This is a genomic window from Paenibacillus sp. J22P51 (assembly GCF_059692215.1).
The window spans coordinates 60,349-79,316 of sequence record NZ_JCAUAZ010000014.1 but is presented as its reverse complement, the minus strand read 5'-3'; the positions used below and the strand labels follow the sequence as shown (position 1 = coordinate 79,316).

Here is an 18,968-nt window from a genome sequence, read left to right as displayed (position 1 = left end):
TAAAATGGCGGGAGGTTAGAATCCTAACGCGTGTGCGAGGAGAGATGTGGATGAAACAGGAACCATTTTGCATATTAGGCTGTCAGCATATGCATATCGCCCAATTTATTCAGGAAATGTACGATTTGGGGCACCCTTGTGCAGGTATTTACGATGGAGAAGATGCCGAGATGGCAAGCAAGCTGGCTGATCGGTATGGTATCACGCTATTCGACGATCCAGAGAAGCTGCTTAGCGTGAGTGGCTCCATAGTAGGCAGCGCTGCTGTCAACCAAGATAAAATCGAAATCATTGAGCTCTGCGAAAGACATGACCGGCATGTGATGGTGGATAAGCCGGCGGTCGTTAACTCAGCTGGGCTCAATCGGCTTGACGAAGTCATCCGCCGGGGACGCATACAAGTCGGTATGATGCTGACGGAGCGATTTCGTCCGGAACTGTTTGCGCTTAGAGAGACTATTCGGCAAGGAGAACTAGGCAAGATCATCCACATACAGATGCGCAAGCCGCATAGATTGCGCGCTTCGGGCAGGCCAGCTTGGTTTTTTGACAAAGCTCGCAACGGAGGACCGATTATTGATCTTCTCATCCATGATTTTGACTTGCTTCGATGGTTGACAGGAGAAGAGGTAACTTCGGTTCATGGCTGGAAAAGCAAACGCATACTGCCGGAATATCCGACATTTTTGGACGCTGCATCCCTGCAAGTGCTTCTCGGCGGCGGAGTTACCGCGCAGCTATATACGGATTGGCACACGCCTGAAGCTAGCTGGACCTGGGGAGACGGGCGCATCTATGTGACCGGTACGAAAGGCTGCGTGGAGCTGCGTCTGGAGGGAGACCCGATTGTGGGCAAGGGGCCATTATTTATCCAGGTGACGAACGATATGCCAGCAAGGACAATAGAGCCGGACACAGTTCCATTATCGCTAAGTGAAGACTTCCTAAATCGCATTGAAGGACGGCCAGCTATTTTGACAGCTAACGATGTCCTGCAAGCATGTAAAGCTGCCGTGGAAGCAGACGAAGCAGCTGCCATTATGCAATGGATGGAAAGGTAGTTAAGACAATTTATACATCAGGGAGATGAAAAGACGATGACGAAAGAAGATATGTTAATGCATCTGGGAGATGATTATGATCGGTATTTGGGTGCGATTGTACCTCCGATTTTTCAAAATTCTCTTTTCACTAGAAAACAGAAAGATCACGGTTACGTGTACACCCGAATAGGGAATCCAACCACCGAGGTAGTAGAGAGAAAAATAGCCGCCCTAGAAGAAGGAGAGGCCGCTAGATGTTTCTCCTCCGGTATGGGAGCGATTTCGGCGTCGATTATGAGATATGTTTCTGCAGGGGCTCATGTGATTTGCATACGGAGCGCATACGGGCCGACACGGGAGTTTCTGAGCTCTTATTTGGCGAAGTTCGGGGTGGAGACGACGTTCGTGACAGGAGATCGATTAGACGAGTTCGAGCAAGCCATTCGACCGAATACCAAGTTGATCTATTTGGAAAGTCCTTCTTCCCATTTGTTCGTACTTCAGGACTTGGAGGCAATTGCTCAATTGGCTAAGGCGAATGGCATCGGAACCATTATTGACAGTACATGGGCGACCCCGTTATTTTGCAACCCGCTGCGCTTCGGTATCGATATGGTCGTTCATTCGGCATCAAAATATTTGGGCGGTCACAGCGACATTATTGGAGGTGTTGCGATCGGACGAGGAGATGATATGGAGAAAATCACGCATGAGGAACGGGCGTTGTTCGGTTCCTGTATGGATCCGCATCAGTCGTGGCTTCTACTGAGGGGAATGCGCACCCTGCCTGTCCGTATGAGGCAGCATCAAGAAAGTGCCATGAAAATTGCGACTTTTCTTGAAAGTCATCCGAAAGTGGAACGTGTGTATTATCCTGGTCTTAAAAGTCATCCGCAGTATGAGCTTGGGAGAAAGCTGTTTACCGGATACACGGGATTAATAAGCTTCCTTCCGCGCGCTAATGAGCAAGCCATTCGGGAGATGATCCCGAAGCTCCATTACTTCGAGTTCGGACCTAGCTGGGGCGGATTTGAAAGTCTAATTATTGATCCAGGCGTAGGAATCAGTGAGGAAGCCTCTCAAACGACCGGTATTCCGCGTGGATTGCTCAGAATCTCAGTAGGGCTGGAGTCGGTAGATTCTCTGATAAATGATTTAGATCAAGCCTTGAATAGTCTTTCATGAAGAAGGATATGCATTTCAAACAAAATGATTTAGAACAAGGATAAAGTGATTGACGTACTACCTAATTTTTCATACTTTATGTTTAAAAAGAATATTTTGATGCTGAACAAATCAAGCTGCATCCTCATTGTCGGATACAGCTTCTGTTCTTAAACTTGACCCCGATATTACTCCCTACATGGTTTGTTGCTTCGCTTTGAGTTGATTTCTCCGTAGAAGCGGGTTTAACAGCACAACTCCTGCAATCAACAAACCGCCACTCACCATATCCTTCAAGTAACCTGATACAGCCATCCCCACTAACATCATCCCCATGAAAATCGGTGTAATCGCACCACCAACTCGCCCCATGAACGGCCCCTTCGTGTTACGCATAATGCCCACACGACAGAAGGAAGTCAATATGATTTTGATTATTTCCAGTACTTGTATCCGCATGGGCATGAAAAAAACGGCTGCCATGGAGGCAACCGTTTCAAGTAAGAACAGATATCATTTCCGGTGAATCTTTCGAACCGCAAAAAGATAAACAATGGTTGGAACCGGGGCTTGAATAATGCCCCAAATGCCCCAAAACCAAGGGTGACGGGCACCCCGCTTGCGGGAGTCCATGTACAGCCATGTGCTTTGTATGAGCATAATTAATGCAAGACCTATCCATGCCCAGAGAGGTAGTTGGTCGAATTTGGATTCAGTTGTTGTCATGAGAAGCCACCTGCTTTCTAAGAAATAGCCAAGCTAACGGAATCAGTATCGCCGCAGCTTGGATGGAGAGAAAGGTAACAGGTTGAGCTGTTACCGTCAGATAAAACACATAAAACAATAGCATCGCGCTGATCCACAGGGTTGCCAAGTCGCGCAGCAGCTTGGTGCGTCGTTTGCTTTGCGTCGCCGCTATATGCTGATCAAACCAAGCTGCACTCGGGGCTGGCACGTGGATGACAGCCTCGAGATGGTCCAACCCCTCGCGCAGTTGGCGAGCAGTCACTTCATCGGTTTGCTCATCACTTTGCCTTTCGCGACCGTCAGCTGTGCTCCGTCGCTCGCTCTCTTCTCGCTGCTCACCCGTAGCCCTCCGCCGCTTTTGAGAATCTTCATCCATCTACTTCAGCTCCTTTCGTAGTTGTTTCAGTGCGTTGTGCACGCGTGATTTCACGGTTCCCTCCGCAAGAGAGAGCATGCCGCCAATTTCTTCGTACGTGTATCCGTAGTAATGCTTGAGAATAAGCGGAATGCGACTCTCTCTCGGTATTTCCGCCAAGGCGTCCAATACCTCTGGCCAAGCAACATCGGTGTGATGTGCAGTCTGCCATTGCAGTTGGCGTAAGGCTTGCTGCTGCTCTTTCTCCTGCCACTTGCGCTCCGAGCGGCGCCTTCTTCCTTGATCGATCATCAAACGAGTGGCGATGGTGATCAACCAGGACGAGAACTTCGAAGTCTCGTTGTAGAGCTTTATTTTTTCGATACAACGTGCCATTGTTTCTTGCGTGAGATCCTCAGCCAGGGAGGGGTTCAGCGTAATTTTGACCAAATATTTATACACAAAAGCATAATGCTGCTGCAGAAGCTGTGACAGAGCCGCGGTGTCGCCTAGCATGGCCCGACGAATAAATTCGTTCTCTTCCAAGTGATTGAACATCCTCTCTGTCTGATTTCATGGATAGTACGAACAGCTCATGCAAATCGTTCACAGCCTGCACGAAAAAATGTGTAGAATGATTTATTAGCTTACCACCTGGGCGCCCAGACATGTATAATGACAGCAGGTAGTCCATATGAATGAGAAGATTAATGGAGGACAACATATGAAACAAGGGATATATGCAAGAGCGGGCCTTTCTCCGCAAGAGCTGGAGGAAGTTCGGGCGCTGTGGAAGATATGCAACGAGCATGAAGGCATCGAGATTAAACTGAATTGGGGCACCTTGACTAGCCGTCCAGCCCTTGTGACGAATGATTTTGTGTATTACGAAAATGACCGGATTATCGGCTTTCTTGCGATCTATAGCTTCCTTTCCACTGAGGTAGAAATCAGCGGCATGGTGCATCCGGAGGCGCGGCGCCGAGGGATTTTCAATCAGCTCGTTCAAACGGCAATCGAAACGTGCAGGAACAGAAAGGTTCCTAAGCTTATTTTCATCAATGAGCGTGGCTCGGAGAGCGGTAAAGCTTTTCTGACGAAGCTAGGGGCGAATTATTCTTTTTCAGAGTATGTGATGGAGTTAAAAGAACAAGTAATCCCACATGCTTCCACGCAGACACAATTAGGTATTCGCTTAGCGGACAGTTCCGATACGGAGCTCCTCGTTAAGTTGAATATGTCAGGCTTCGACATGACGGAAGAAGATACGCGCGAGTATGTCAATCAGACGATCAGTGGGGATAAGGAAAGGACGTGGATTGCGGAGCTAGGTGAAAACAAAGAACCGATAGGAAAACTTGGTGCGATGGTTGAGCCAGGAGTTAGCGGTTTTATTTATGGCTTTTGCGTGATGCCAGACTTTAGGGGCAAGGGCTATGGTCGCCAGATTTTAAGTCAAACGATTACTGCACTCAAAGTAAAGGAGCAAGCTGAGCATATCAAGCTGGAAGTATCGGTGGAGAATGAGAAGGCGCTCGGCCTCTATGAATCCTGTGGGTTTGCGACGAGAAACGCTAATGACTATTACGTGCTCCTCCTCGGCTAAAATAAAAAGGATAGATCAGCAGGTCGCTCTGCTATCTATCCTTTTTCGTTATATCAGTAGGAGAAACGGAACGAGAATCCGTTATTTATGGGAAATTAACTTATTTGAACAAGATGCGGAACGAGGTTCCTCTATTTCGTCGAAAACAGGTGCGATTACGCAATAATGGATAAATTAGCGTACTGACGTTCCGTTACGGCTGAACATCAGTCATTTTTGGGAAAATAGCGGAACGACGTTCCGCAACGAAAGCAACGCGCTTCACTAACCCAGTTCAGTTTACTAATCACCAGTTTTTGGTGGAGGAAGATATTACGGTTAATGATAAATAAGTTCCGATGCTGCACTAATAATCGTGCCCGTATTCAGCCCCGCGCAAATGTCCTTCATCGAGCCAGGCTTATCGAAATTGAACACATGAATCGGCACATGGTAGTCACGCGCTAGAATAAAGGCGGATTGATCCATCACCTTCAAATTATGCTGAATCACATCGTTATAGTGGAGCGATTTGTACTGGAGCGCTTCTTGATGATGCTTCGGATCTTTATCGAAGACGCCGTCCACGCCTTGCTTGGCGACTAGAATTGCATCGCAATTCACTTCAATGGCGCGTTGCACGGATGGATAATCCGTCGTAACGAAAGGCTGTCCATTCCCGCCAGCGAAAATGACGATGTACCCTTTTTCCAGGTGATGAATGGCTCGTAAACGAATGAAAGGCTCCGCCACTGAAGCGATCGGAATCGCTGTCATAACGCGCACCTCGGCTTCCGTCTTCGCTTTCAACACACCGCGCAGCATCAAGCTGTTGATGACCGTCGCGAGCGTGCCGATATTATCAGCCTCGGCTTTCTCGATGCCCCAGCTTTCGCCCATATTGCCGCGGAAAATATTGCCACCACCGATCACAAGACACACTTCAACACCTAAATTCACGACGGTCATAATTTCATTAGCAATATGATCCAGTTGTGTAGGGTCGAAACCGAAAGAGCTGTCACCTGCTACAGCCCCGCCACTAAGTTTAATGAGAACTCTTTTGTATCGCAAAGCCATTTCCATATCCCCTCTCTCTGATGAGAACGCCTGAACGATGGACGTGTCTGACAAGGAAGTCGTGTGGCAAACATCGGATGCTTGCAAAAAAACACTAAAGCCTTGAATGCTCTAGTGTTTTCTGTGTCTGCTTTTCTCTGGTTAGTAGTAATTGTACATGAATTAGGCAGGATTTTGCAATTTCTGCGGAACCCGCATATGGACGACAAGCCCGATGATGACAAGGACCAGCAAGGAGCCCAGTGCGACACGGCTTGCTAAGTTGCCTGACGAGGCTAATGCCCAAGTAATGGAGCCGTACAGCGCAGGTCCGACAATGGAGGACACTTTCCCGGAGAAGGCGAACAGGCCGAAAAACTGGCCACGTTTTTCTTCCGGCGTTAGCTGCACGATCAGTGTGCGGGAGGTCACCCACATAGCACCCATAGAGACACCATATAAACTGCCTGCTACCCAGAAGATGCTCTGGCTCGTCGCTAGGGCAGCAAGGGAGATAGCCACAATCAGTATGATGGCGACAACGGTTACTGCTCTCTTAGGGCCGATGCTGCGCGTGACATAACCGAAGATGAAGGAGCCGATAATGCTAGACACCGTGGATACAAGATAGAGGAGAATGAACTGCCCCGTCGAGAAGCCCATGACCGTATTCGCATAAATAGCCATAACGGCAATCGCTGTGGCAATGGCATCGTTAAAGAAGAAGTAGGCGATCATAAATGTAAAGGCTGCGTGATATTTCCGAGCTTCCTTGAACGTCGTCCAAATCTCGCGATAGCCGCTAAGTAAAGATTTGTTGCTAGCCACAGGCTTCTGACGTTTTTCTTTGTACAAGAACATAATCGGCAGTGAGAAAATGAGGAACATGACCGCACTCGGGATGAATGTACTCTCGAAGTGATTATTACTAACGAACAGGAAGGCGATAAGGCCGACGAGCGTGCCTACATAACCTACCGCTACACCAAACCCAGAAATCAGGGGAATCTCGCGTTCATTGCCTAGATCCGAAATCATGGAGTCATAGAAAACTAAGCTGGAGTTATAGAAAAATTTAGCGATCATGAAGAAAAGAATGACGCCGAGAATTGAGGTATTGAGCCCTAACCACTCTTGATCCGTTTCCCACAGGGCTGAGAAACCCATGAGTAGTGTTGCGATGATCGCGATAAGTGTGAAGGGGACGAGATAGGCTTTCTTTTTGCCTGTGCGATCAATCCAGACGCCGAATAAGGGAGATAAGAGCACCAAGAAGAAACTGGACAGCGCATTGGAGTAGGTGATGAAGGTACTCGCAATCTGGTTGAGTTCCTCGCTCTTGCCTAACGTTTCTTTCAAGTAAAACGGGTAGAAAACAGTGACGATATTGGAAGAAAAGATGGTATTTGCAAAATCGTACATCGCCCATGCAAAAATCGGCAGGGAGAAAAATAACGCCCAAACACTTCGGCCACGCACTGGATTGGAAGCGGATTCAAGCTTTGCCATAAGGGGCACACCCTTTCTCTTCATTACCTCTATTTCTCTAATATATTGGCGACTCTGTAGAGAAATCCCTCTATCTTCACAAGAATAATAAAATCTCTCCCACCTAAGAAAGGAAGGAGAGATCAGTGAACGAACAGCAGGCAGTTGGAACCTTAGCTTTCTGATTGGGGCTTCATAAGATCGACCTCAATCATATCCTGCGTTTCTTGCATTTTCAGTACATTAATCCCGTTGCGTTGTAAAGTGGTGGAGAGTGTCTCTTTGTTCTGGGCAGGAAAAACATAAGCTAAGCTGCTTTTATTATCGAGCAAGCGTTTCGCCACCTGCACGAGTCGTTCCATGGTGAACGGCTTTTTCAGATATTTCTCAATCTCTTTCTCATGATAATCATGAGGCGGATCGAGTGCTGTTGAAACAATGACCGGCGTTTGCGCGTGCACGGGGTGCTTGTACAAGTCTGCGATGAAATCCCAGCCTGTTTTCTCGCCTTCGAGATGAATATCCACGATGAACAGAATCGGACCTTCACCCTCACAGCGCTTCAGCGCGATCATGCCTTCTTCAGCCGAACGCAGCTGGATGGATGGCAGACTCAGCTTGTGCAAAGCGACTTGAATTAATTTGGCCAGATTATCATCGTCTTCGAAAATAACGATTTTCCCGTCTAATCCGGAAATCTCATATTGATCGAGTTCAATTCGGAACGTGGTGCCATGTCCCATTTCAGACGTGTAGGAGATATGCCCGTCATGTCCCTCTACGATTTCCTTCACAATGGCTAGTCCGAGGCCTGTACCACCTATTTGACGGCGGTCTGAGTTGTCGACACGGAAAAATTTCGAGAACATATGCTCATTCGCATCCTGAGGAATGCCTAATCCATAATCTTGAATGGCAATTGTAACTATACCTTCGTGAGCCGATATGTGAATGTCGATATGATCAGCTGATGGCGAGTATTTAATGGCATTGCTGATGAGGTTGTCAAATACTTGGCGAATACGATCGACATCTGCCCGTACCCAAAGCTCTGGCTCTTGTTGATGCAGGATAATCTGATGAAGCTGCTTATCCTCCCATTGCTCTGCAATTTCAGTGACAATAGACTGCAAATTAATCGGTGAGAAGTTGTACGATTGACGACCGGACTCCATCCGCTGCAGATCCAAGAAGTCATTGATTAAATTCGAGAGGCGCTGGGCCTCGTTATAAATGGTTTCCATGTAGCGTTTCTGCTTCTCTTGCGGAAGATCACGATGCAGTAAAATTTCGATAAAGCCAAGCACACTGGCCAGCGGAGTCCGCAGCTCATGTGAAACAATGGAGATGAATTCATTTTTCATTTCATCAACGCGTTCTTCTTCCGTACGGTCACGGAAAACGAATAGGTACCCTTGCTGCTCGGTGCCTTCACTAACGACCGTTGCGTAAAGCTCGGCATGCTGGAGCTGCTCATCACGCTGGAAGCTAAATCGCTGCGTTAAATGTGACAGCGAGCGGTCAATCAAGGCTTCGATGGAAGCGGCCACCCCATGAAAGCTAGGTAAGTTGGCTCCGATGTCATAGCTGCAGGTAACTAGGTTTTGGCCGATACGTTCATTAAGCCCGAAATACTGACTCATACGATGATTGGAAAAGAGAATCGTTCCCTGAGAATCACACATCATCATGCCCTCGTGGGCGGATTCCAAAATATTTTGAATGAGATCATGTTGACCTTCTAAAAGTTGTTTCTCTGCAGTGAGTTGATCGTTCAGCTCCGCTAGGCTCTCGGCTTGCTGCAGCTTCTCATCATTCACAACCTGCGCATAGAACGCTAGCCCGAATTGACGTACCAATCCTTTGGTCAGACGCTGATTATCGTCTTGATAGAGCGAGCTTTGGTAGGTTGTTAGTAAGAGAAAACCAATGACATCTTGCTTGTCATTCGTTAGAGGAACGTAATGATCGACCGCTCGCGTCATGCCATTATGGACACCTTGCTCATTACCTGTCACATCTCTCGTATGAGTGATCGAAATGCCTTCCTCGAATACACGTCTGGCTGGGCCGAAGAGTTCGCTGCGAGAAGCTTGAATATGACCCTTGGGATACCCGATGGAATGAATAACATCATACGTCACCGATTCCTGGTCATGACGTTCTAAGACGACTAACGCGGCATCCTGAGCAAGTGAGTTGAGTAGAGCAGGCAGTGTGTGTTTTAAAAAATCCGTTAACTTCACATAGCCGGTGAGCTTTTCCTGGTAGGAGGAGATGAGTTCTAAATCCCGTTCGCGTTCCGACAACTTGGCCAGGGTGATTTGCTGTTCCTCTTGCTGGGCAATAATTTCCTCATTCTGAGATTCCAGACTCTCCGCCATGTAGCGGTATGTTTCCTCACTCTTGCGAAGCTCTTTCTCCGCTTGGAGGGATCGCAAGGAAATAATAATGGACAGGGCCCCTGCAAGAAGTGCGATCAGGCTGCCGATCCTCGTGATCATGCGAGCGGTTGAGGCTGCTTTATGTGAAGAGGAATAAGCTTGTGATGTAATCTGTTCGATATTATTTTCGATACTCGTATGAACGACCCGATAACGATCCATTAACGTTTTGCCGCCGTTGACGCGGGCTCTTGCTTCTTCAATCTTGCCAGCTCGAAATAATTCCAAGGTGGTATCATAGTACTTTTGCAAATTCGTAATGGCAGGTACCGCTTGCGTATCAATAATGATTTGTAGCGTTGGATATTTTTTGTCATACGTGGACAGCGTGTTTAAATCCATGGCGACCTGATCTCTACCCAAGGTATAGGGTTCAAGGTGTTGCTCAGATCCAGCAAGTTCGTAGCCTCGGAGACCTGTTTCCTGATTAATTAAGTTGGTCAATAAGCTATTGGCTGTCGTTAAAATGGGGATAGCCTCGTTCACGATCGCGTTGCTTTGATTCTCCATATTCCGAGAAGCCAAATTGTTGGATACATTGACGATGATTAATAAAACGACAATTAAAATGACGTATAGCAGAGAGATTCGTGATCTCGTGAATGTTTTCATCCCAATCGGTCACCTTACTTCTAATAGAATAAAAGATCTCATAGAATTTCGACAAACCTCAACAAATTCCTCTACAAGTCTATAATGTTATGTTTTCTTACACAAAAGATTGCGGAAAGTAGTATTGTCGTTTAAAATATGAGTCAATGACCCGTGTGATGTTAAGTCATGTAACATGAATGATTCCCTAAGAAGGAGGCGCACTGTGCAGGTGAAAAACATCAAGATTCCGCCGCGTCACGAAGTACGTCCCTATTTTCAACCGATTATCTCTTTGCAGAGTCAACGAATAATGGGCTATGAAACACTGGGGCGACGGACTCGCGAAAGCGGCGTGGAGAGCTTAGGCCCCTTTTTCAAGGATCCCGACATTTCCGAGGATACGCATCTTCTAATTGATAGGCACTTAAGAGAGCAGGCCATAGAACGAATAGCCGCCGCATCCGACGAGAGCGAGCTGTTTATTAACTTAAAGCCTTCTTGGATATATAGAACCTACAAGCGAACGGGTGTCTTGCCAACCATTGAGCTATTGAAAAAATATCAGATTACCCCCTCACGGATTGTCATTGAAATCACGGAAGAGGAGTTTACCGGCCAGCTCCAGGAGCTGACTTGGATTGTTGAACTGTACCGTGAATTTGGATGTACCATAGCCATTGACGATGTGGGGAGTGGCTTTAGTAATTTTGATCGAATTGCCAGCCTGCGGCCGAAGATCTTGAAGATAGACCTGAATATTTTGAAAAAGAGCATTGTCCACGATGGCTATAAGGCTGTCATGCAATCCTTCTCCATTGTGTCAGCTCAGATTGGAGCCTCCTTGCTCGTTGAAGGCGTCGAAACGAAGCAGGAGCTGCGCAGCGCTTTGCAGGTGGGAGCGAGATATGTGCAAGGCTTTTTATTTTCAAAAGCTGAACCCGAGCTGCATCGACCAGATGCGTACAAAGCTATGCTGGAAGCAGAAATAAAGTCGTTCGGTCAGGACGAGTTCCAAAGATATCATCGCCTGCTGAGTGTACATCAGAAGCTGGATATGCTGATCAACGACGCTGTTCACATCTCGAATGCCGAGGATGCTGATGCTGTTATCGAACAAATTATTGGCAACGTTACAGACAATTGTATTCGTATGTACATCTGCCAGGGGGATGGCTATCAGACCTCATCCAACTACTCCCGTACAGAGGAAGGATGGAGCAAGGATGAGAGATATCGGCAAGCGAACTGGACATGGCGGCCCTATTTCATCTCCAACATCCTGATGATGAACCTGCAAAAGCAGGGCATCCTCTCCCAAGCCTATACCGACTTGGATACCTCGCGTCAGATTCAAACTTACTCGTCTGCGATTGGCGAGGGATATTATTTGTTTTTGGATTTGGTGATATGAGGGAGTATGAACACATGATCGAGAGTGAAAAAATACTTAGCACGACTCGCTAGGAGCAACTAGATGGATGAGAGCAAAAATAGCTGGAGTTTACACAGTTAACTCGTTGGTCTGGCATGTTGGTGTTAGAGAAATAACCAGATAAATAGCCAGATAAATAGATAAAATCGGATATGCATGGAGCACAAAAGAGGTTACCCCAGGTGAAGCTTGGGATAACCTCTTTTGTGTTTACCAAAGTGAAGCCATAACCACACCTGCTCAAGTGCGCTTTTAAGCCTCCACCCACTCGCGGCGGAGCGAGAACAGATCGCGCAGCTCGTCAGTCGACAGCTCCGTGATCCAGTTCTCGCCGGAGCCGACGATCTGCTGGCTGAGGCCGAGCTTGCGCTCGATCATCTCGTCGATGCGCTCCTCCAGCGTGCCGAGCGTCACGAACTTGTGCACCTGCACGTGACGCGTCTGGCCGATCCGGAAGGCGCGGTCCGTCGCCTGATTCTCGACGGCGGGATTCCACCAGCGATCGTAGTGGAACACATGATTCGCCGCCGTCAGGTTTAGCCCGATGCCGCCGGCCTTCAGCGAAAGAATGAACACATTTCGCTTCTCGTCTTCCGGCCGGTCATCAGTGTCTTGAAAGTGCGCGATCATCTCATCGCGCCCATTCTTGGATGTTCCGCCGTGCAGGAACAGCACTTTTTCGCCGAGCTCCTGTTGAAGCACATGCTGCAGCAGGTTGCCGGTCTCGACAAATTGCGTGAAAATCAAGCATTTGTCGCCCTCTTGGCGCAGCTCCTGCACCATCTCGAGCAAGCGCTCCAGCTTGTTCGAGCGTCCGCTCCAGGGTGCGCCCAGCCCTTCTTTGAGCAGCAAAGCAGGGTGGTTACACACCTGCTTGAGCTTCGTTAACGCGGCGAGGATGAGCCCGCGCCGCTCCATGGCCGAAAGCTTATCCAGTCGATCGAACATATCCTGGATGTAGTTCTCGTACAACGAGCCTTGCTCTGCTGTGAGCGAGATGAACGTTTTGGACTCGTTCTTCTCTGGCAGATCCAGCTGAATAGCAGGATCCTTCTTCTCACGCCGCAGCAAGAACGGTCGGATCAGCTTCTGCACCTTGCCGATCGTCGCCTCATCGCGTGTCTTCTCAATAGCATTCACATAGCGATGCGTGAACTCGCGCACGGTGCCGAGGTAGCCGGGATTCGCAAAGTCGAAAATAGACCACAATTCCGTAAGCCGATTTTCAATCGGCGTACCCGTCAATGCAATGCGATGAAACCCATTCAAACGGCGAATCGCGGTGGCTTGTTTTGTATAAGCATTCTTGATATTTTGAGCTTCGTCCAAACAGATCGAATTCCAAGCAATAGCACCCAGCTCACTCTCATCTAGATGGGAAAGCGTGTAAGATGTCAAAACAAGATCATACTTGCCGATAATTTTCTCCCCAAAGGCAGTGCCTTTTAACCGCTGCGGTCCATAGTGAAGATGAACGCGTAAGGAAGGTGCAAATCGTTTCAGCTCCATCTGCCAGTTGCCCAACACGGAGGTCGGACAAACGAGCAAGGACGGTGTATCTGGCTGTTCATTCTCCTTAACCGTGAGCAAGTACGTGATCCATTGGATCGTCTTCCCGAGACCCATATCATCGGCTAAGCAGCCGCCAAGGCCAAAACGGCGCAGGAACAGCAGCCACGAGATGCCGTCCACTTGATAGTGGCGCAGCGAACCATGAAAGCTAGCCGGCGGCTCAATCGTCGGGATCGCCGAGGTTTGCGTCAGCTGGTCGATCATGTGGCGCAGCTGCTCGTTCAGCTCAACCTCCATGTCGAGGTAGCGCATGGCATCCGGATCATCCTCGGCAGGCAGCAATCCGCCCGCGTCACCGGCAAAATGCAGCTCTAACACATCGCGGAAGGACAGCCCCTGCTTCTTGTGCACCTGTTTCATAATCTGCTCGACCTGTGCCATGAATTTCGGGTCGAGTTGAATCCAGTTGCCGCGAATCTGGATCAGCTTGCGCTTCTCCTCGAGCAGTTGACGGAATTCCTCTTCCGTCAACTCCAAGTCCCCAACAGCCAGCTTCCAGTCGAACTGCATCAGCTGGGTCAGCCCGAACATTGCCTCCCGTCCAGAACCGACGGAAGACTTGATCTTTGCGCGCAGCTTCGGCCGCATCTTGCGGATGCGGTCCCACCACGCTGGCAGGAACACGCTCGTTCCTGCCTCAACCAACCGCACGCTTCCCTCTGCGAGGAAGCGCCAAGCCTCCTCCTCCGTCAACGTCTGACGGAGGACGCCCTCGCCCGCATCCAGCCACGGCAGGATGCGCACCCACTTCGCCGCGTCACGCTCGACGCGGGCGATCTCGGGCAGCCACGCCTCTGGCAGTGGCTGTTCACCTGCGACCGGCTCGCCGACGGTCGTCACGGTGCGCAGCACCTCCGGCGCCAGCCGGTCCTGCAGCAGCACGCGCAGCTGCCAGCCTGCGCCGTGCGCGAGGTCTGGCTCGACGAGCTGCAGGCACGTCCGCATCGGCGTCCGGTCTTGACGCCAACCGATACTGACGAGCCAGTCTTCCTCGTCCAGCCAGACCTCGCCGGTGACATCACCGCGGCGCATTAATGGATACGCGGCTTCCAGCTTGCGTAAATTGTCCTTCATGATCCCGTCGGCATCGACCCACTCCGGAATCAGCGCATGAATCCAGCGTGAAACCGCTGGTGTCTCTAAAAGCTGCAGCTCTTCGGGCAGCTGCAGCTTCCATCCGATTTCGCCGGACTTCCATTTCTCATAGTCCGGCATGAAGCGGCCTGTCGCGAGCGACTCGCGTACAGCAGGAGCTAGACGCATCAAATCGGCACAGGAAGCGTGCCAATTGAGCCTTAAGTGCTGAACCGGCAGCGGTTCGCTGAAATAGTCGAGCGCTTCAAGCGGCTGCAGCTCGATCCCTTCCCGATTTTGCCATTCACTTGGTTCCATGAAGGTGCCGAAGAAGGAGGCGCGATGCCAGGCGAATAGCATATGTTTTAAATCAAGAGCATCCCAAATACCGCCGTTTTCACGGGAACCCCATAGAAATAATGACCCGTTAGGTAAGGAACTAACGTGAACGGTCAGCGCGCTGGTTTCGATCATCGAATCCATTTTCCTTTCTTGAGCTCTTCTTGGAAAGCACGCAAACGCGAGAACTTATCCGCTAAGCGGTAAATATAGTGCTCCCAGCGGTCATCCTGGCCGATGTGTTTATAAATGCTATGCAGCTTCTTAAGGAGGCGGACTGCCGTCTTGTAAGAAGCCCTATTTTTCTCCAGAACAGCCCGTTCGGCTGCTTGGTGATAAAGTGGAAGGAGCAGTGCGGAGTCATGCTCTTCGATCGCTTTGAGCTCCATACCATACAGATTTAAGGGTGAAATTCGATTCGCAAGCTGTAAATCCACCCACTGACGGTAACGCTTCGTTTGCAGCAAATACGCTGTGTAATAGTAGTAGGAACGAGGCAATAGGGATTCCATTACCTGTACCCACTCACTGTCATTCGCGAGATGCTTCGTCGTATCCAGCCAATACTGGCAGAAAGTACGGAAATCATCATGATTCGCATTCGCAATCGACGGGAACAGCCAACGCAGCCAGACCAGCATGTGGTCCCACTGATTATCGTTCTTCCATGTATTTAAATAGAGGAAGAAGTCCTTCGCATGCGGATGAGCCAGCTGCCCTAGCCGTTCGAAGGCTTGCTCGGTATGCCCCTGCATAATATCAAAATGCGCCCTAGCCGCAAGCAACGTATCCTTCTTCTTTGGAAGCAGCTCCTTCTTGGCCAAAAGGCCGTCGAGGCGCGTTACTTCCTCTTTCTGTGCGCTAGGCTGATCAGTCAGCTTCCACCAGATGAAACGGTACACGAACAGCCAATCCACGGGACTGTCCTTGCCTTGCAAGGCGGATTCTCCGACCATTTTCATCGTCGATAGCCAGACTTTCGGTTCCGCGAGGAAAGATCGATTCACATCGATCCTTTCGACGAATTCGACAAGCTTATCTTCACAGTTCTTGGCGGCGATTTTGCACCCATTTTCGTGATAGTAGGACAAATAGGAGCTTTTCGTTTCTTGATAAAATTGTTCGATCTTCCGCATCATGAACAACACGATATGGAACATATAGAGTTCACGCGTTGTATCGCGCCAACTAGCCGCATATGGGGGAAGTGATTCCAAGGCAGACTCATAGAAGGTTTCTATGGAATGCTGGTGAGAAATGGAGAAGCCGTGAAATTTCCCTTCAAAAAAACGATGCCAATCGCTAGGCATACTCTCTTCCAAAGGCACATTCGCCTGTGCGGCTGCTTTGCGTTCTTGCATAACAGAAGCTGCAGCACCGCGAGCTGGTTTCTTCCGTGTAAGGATTTGTTGTTTTAACTGCTGCAGGACAAGCTCAGGTCGACCATAAGTAGCGTACAAGCTGAAAAACGTTGCACCAATATGCTGACAGAAGCCCTCAAAGGAGCAAGTGCAGGTACTCGCAGCGAAATTTTCTAAATGAACCTCTGCTGTGTAGATCTGTTTGCCTGCGACAGTGGCCAGGACACTAAGCCCTTTGAGATCAACCTCGGTCACTCGGCCTTTATGATAATACTCCCAGCCTTTCTCCAGACGGGTGGCGTCGAAGTGAAGCGGGATTTGCTTGATGAGGTAGTTCATTCGATTTTTGGGAATTTGAAGTTTCAACATGTGATCGTTCCTACCCTCCGAGCGGCGCATTCCTTCTTCCATAGTAACAGATTTTTTCCGAAATTGCCCATTTCCACAGTTTATGCCAAAGGTGATATTTTTAATCCGTGCCGAAAGGGGTTAACCCTGCATTCTCACCTAGAATATGATAAAGTGAAGCTAGAGAAATGCTTCTTGAAGGGAGACTGCGCGAGTGGGTATTAAATTTGGTCGTGAATATAAGGACATTGTTACTGATTTTGTACGTGGGATCGAAATGGTGAATGGATTTTATGAGCTGCTGGAGATGAATGCAGAAGACTGGCAGGAGCTGGATGAGAGTGAACAAGAAGAATGCCTGCGTACGCTGGCTGATGATATATTTTACGGACTAGGCAGTTCACCGGTGATGCAGGTTGGAGCAGGCTCGGTTAGACATGATGCAGGCAACCACGTGCTCAAGGTTCATGATGGCGAAAAATTGGTTTCGGTCATCTATCTGGTCTAAAACAGGAAGAACTGCGATATAGAAAGGTGTAAAGAAGCTATGTTGGATGGAGCAAGAAAGGTTCTACAACAGGTTTATGGGTATCCCGAGTTTCGAGAGGGTCAGAAAAATATTATTACGAACCTTCTCGAGGGTAAGGATACCTTAGGCATTATGCCAACGGGCGGCGGGAAATCGATCTGTTACCAGGTGCCGGCACTGCTGATGGAGGGTGTGACATTAGTCATTTCCCCGCTCATTTCCTTGATGAAGGATCAGGTAGATGCGCTTGGTGCGCTCGGTGTTGCTGCCACGTTCATAAATAGTACGTTGGAAGCTAGAGAAGTGGAACAGCGCATGCAGGGAGCTATGCAGGGAAAATATAAGCTGCTCTACATTGCACCGGAGCGTCTGGAATCGGAGCGGTTTCGCGCACGGATGGCGGCGTTGAATCTACCCCTTGTTGCGATTGATGAGGCACACTGTGTCTCGCAGTGGGGGCATGATTTCCGACCGAGCTACGTCTCGATTGCGCCGTTTATTCGTCAGCTGCCGAATCGGCCGATTGTAGCTGCGTTCACGGCAACAGCTACAGCTGAGGTCACAGCGGACATCGCCAGATTACTGGAGCTGGATACCGCAGGGATTTTCATCAACGGCTTCTCACGTGATAATTTGGAGCTAACCATTCTTCGCGGAGAGAAAAAGCGGGATTACATACAGAACTATGTGAAGGAACATACGCATCAGCCCGGCATTATTTACGCTGCGACGCGTAAGGATGTTGAGGATTTGTACGAGACGTTGCGTAAAAAAGGCTTCGCCGCAGGCAAGTATCATGCCGGAATGTCAGATGATGAGCGCTCCTATATGCAGGAGGCGTTTCTCTACGATGATATTCGCGTGATGATCGCGACGAACGCTTTCGGGATGGGCATCGATAAGTCCAACGTTCGGTACGTGATTCACTACAATATGCCAAAAAATATGGAAGCTTATTATCAGGAAGCCGGCCGTGCGGGGCGTGATGGTGAGCCAAGCGAGTGTATTCTGCTGTTCAGTGCGCAGGATATTATGACGCAGAAATTCCTGATTGAGCAGAACCAGCTCTCGCCGGAGCGCAAAGCGAACGAGTACAAAAAGCTGCAAACCATGATCGACTACTGTTATTCGCCGCGCTGTTTGCGGAATGCCATTTTACATTATTTTGATGAGCAAAATATTAAGGATACCTGCGGGAACTGCAGCTCCTGTAAGGACGATCGGGACACTGTCGACATTACCGTCGAGGCGCAAAAGATTTTCTCCTGCATCCGCCGTATGAACGAGCGCTTCGGGATTTCCATGGTCGCTTCGGTGCTCAAGGGCTCCAAGGCGAAGAAGATTATGGACTATCGGTTCGATCGTCTTCCGACGCACGGCATTATGAGCAATCTGCCCGAGAAAGAAATAGCAGAGTTGATTAATGTCCTGATTTCTGAAGGCTTCTTGCAGCTGTCCGAGGGGCAATATCCCGTTGTTCGGTTGATGCAGCCTGCTGCCGAAGTGCTTCAGGGTAAGTTGCCCGTTAACCAAAAGGTGCGCAAACAGCCCGTTCGCGCTGTCGCCGCGATGGACAATACCTTATTCGAGCAGCTGCGACTGCTGCGTCGTGAAATGGCTGCGCGCGAGAAGGTGCCGCCGTATATTATTTTCGCCGACAGTACGCTGCGTGAGATGAGTGAGAGCTGTCCGACTACGGAAGCCGCGATGCTGCGCATCAAAGGGGTCGGTGAGGTGAAATACCGCAACTACGGGAAACCCTTCCTGGAGTTGCTTCGCACGTATGCGGGAGAGAGCGATATGGGCGCAGTAGCGTATGATTTCGAGTGAGGGA

15 protein-coding genes are annotated in these 18,968 nt (G+C 49.2%); 6 read left to right on the top strand and 9 right to left on the bottom strand.

All coding sequences use genetic code 11. The annotated features are described in order from the left end of the window. Window positions 1-50 precede the first annotated feature (50 nt). Both AC58QC_RS24115 and AC58QC_RS24110 read left to right on the top strand, forming a co-directional pair. Entirely contained in the window at window positions 51-1,061 is a 1,011-nt protein-coding gene (locus AC58QC_RS24115) for a Gfo/Idh/MocA family protein (protein ID WP_497417586.1), read from the top strand. Window positions 1,062-1,097: 36 nt separating this feature from the next. Continuing rightward, window positions 1,098-2,228, top strand: a complete 1,131-nt coding sequence (locus AC58QC_RS24110; RefSeq protein ID WP_497417585.1) for a trans-sulfuration enzyme family protein — start codon at window positions 1,098-1,100, stop codon at window positions 2,226-2,228. Window positions 2,229-2,402: 174 nt separating this feature from the next. On the opposite strand, the gene AC58QC_RS24105 is transcribed toward AC58QC_RS24110, so the two are convergent. The 4 genes from AC58QC_RS24105 to sigY all read right to left on the bottom strand — a co-directional run bounded on the left by AC58QC_RS24105 (window position 2,403) and on the right by sigY (window position 3,855). Then, entirely contained in the window at window positions 2,403-2,603 is a 201-nt protein-coding gene (locus AC58QC_RS24105) for a hypothetical protein (RefSeq protein ID WP_497417584.1), read from the bottom strand. A 117-nt stretch (window positions 2,604-2,720) separates the two neighbouring features. Beyond that, complete coding sequence (locus tag AC58QC_RS24100) at window positions 2,721-2,933, bottom strand: sigmaY antisigma factor component (protein WP_497417583.1); 213 nt, start codon at window positions 2,931-2,933, stop codon at window positions 2,721-2,723. After that, window positions 2,920-3,330 (bottom strand): YxlC family protein, encoded by a 411-nt coding sequence (locus tag AC58QC_RS24095; protein ID WP_497417582.1) that lies wholly within the window; start codon window positions 3,328-3,330, stop codon window positions 2,920-2,922. Before AC58QC_RS24095 ends, AC58QC_RS24100 begins: the two co-directional genes overlap by 14 nt. Next, window positions 3,331-3,855, bottom strand: coding sequence for an RNA polymerase sigma factor SigY (gene sigY, locus AC58QC_RS24090; RefSeq protein WP_497417581.1), 525 nt, complete (start codon window positions 3,853-3,855; stop codon window positions 3,331-3,333). Between the two features lie 178 nt (window positions 3,856-4,033). On the opposite strand from sigY, the gene AC58QC_RS24085 reads away from it, so the two are divergent. Further along, complete coding sequence (locus tag AC58QC_RS24085; protein ID WP_497417580.1) at window positions 4,034-4,915, top strand: GNAT family N-acetyltransferase; 882 nt, start codon at window positions 4,034-4,036, stop codon at window positions 4,913-4,915. A 318-nt stretch (window positions 4,916-5,233) separates the two neighbouring features. On the opposite strand, the gene pyrH is transcribed toward AC58QC_RS24085, so the two are convergent. From pyrH to AC58QC_RS24070, 3 genes are all read right to left on the bottom strand, one after another. Next, window positions 5,234-5,974, bottom strand: a complete 741-nt coding sequence (gene pyrH / locus AC58QC_RS24080) for a UMP kinase (protein WP_497417579.1) — start codon at window positions 5,972-5,974, stop codon at window positions 5,234-5,236. A gap of 162 nt (window positions 5,975-6,136) precedes the next feature. Beyond that, window positions 6,137-7,495, bottom strand: coding sequence for an MFS transporter (locus tag AC58QC_RS24075; RefSeq protein ID WP_497417653.1), 1,359 nt, complete (start codon window positions 7,493-7,495; stop codon window positions 6,137-6,139). A gap of 119 nt (window positions 7,496-7,614) precedes the next feature. After that, window positions 7,615-10,497, bottom strand: coding sequence for an ATP-binding protein (locus AC58QC_RS24070; RefSeq protein ID WP_497417578.1), 2,883 nt, complete (start codon window positions 10,495-10,497; stop codon window positions 7,615-7,617). 211 nt (window positions 10,498-10,708) lie between these two features. On the opposite strand from AC58QC_RS24070, the gene AC58QC_RS24065 reads away from it, so the two are divergent. Beyond that, a complete protein-coding gene (locus AC58QC_RS24065) occupies window positions 10,709-11,890 on the top strand; it encodes an EAL domain-containing protein (RefSeq protein ID WP_497417577.1) in 1,182 nt (393 codons plus the stop codon). 273 nt (window positions 11,891-12,163) lie between these two features. On the opposite strand, the gene AC58QC_RS24060 is transcribed toward AC58QC_RS24065, so the two are convergent. Further along, window positions 12,164-15,040, bottom strand: coding sequence for a DEAD/DEAH box helicase (locus AC58QC_RS24060; protein WP_497417576.1), 2,877 nt, complete (start codon window positions 15,038-15,040; stop codon window positions 12,164-12,166). Continuing rightward, window positions 15,028-16,626 (bottom strand): SWIM zinc finger family protein, encoded by a 1,599-nt coding sequence (locus AC58QC_RS24055; RefSeq protein ID WP_497417575.1) that lies wholly within the window; start codon window positions 16,624-16,626, stop codon window positions 15,028-15,030. Before AC58QC_RS24055 ends, AC58QC_RS24060 begins: the two co-directional genes overlap by 13 nt. Window positions 16,627-16,819: 193 nt before the next feature. On the opposite strand from AC58QC_RS24055, the gene AC58QC_RS24050 reads away from it, so the two are divergent. Continuing rightward, the gene (locus AC58QC_RS24050; RefSeq protein ID WP_497246133.1) at window positions 16,820-17,113 is read left to right on the top strand and encodes a hypothetical protein; all 294 of its coding nucleotides are present in this window, start codon (window positions 16,820-16,822) and stop codon (window positions 17,111-17,113) included. Between the two features lie 39 nt (window positions 17,114-17,152). Then, the gene (gene recQ, locus AC58QC_RS24045; protein ID WP_497417574.1) at window positions 17,153-18,964 is read left to right on the top strand and encodes a DNA helicase RecQ; all 1,812 of its coding nucleotides are present in this window, start codon (window positions 17,153-17,155) and stop codon (window positions 18,962-18,964) included. Window positions 18,965-18,968 lie beyond the last annotated feature (4 nt).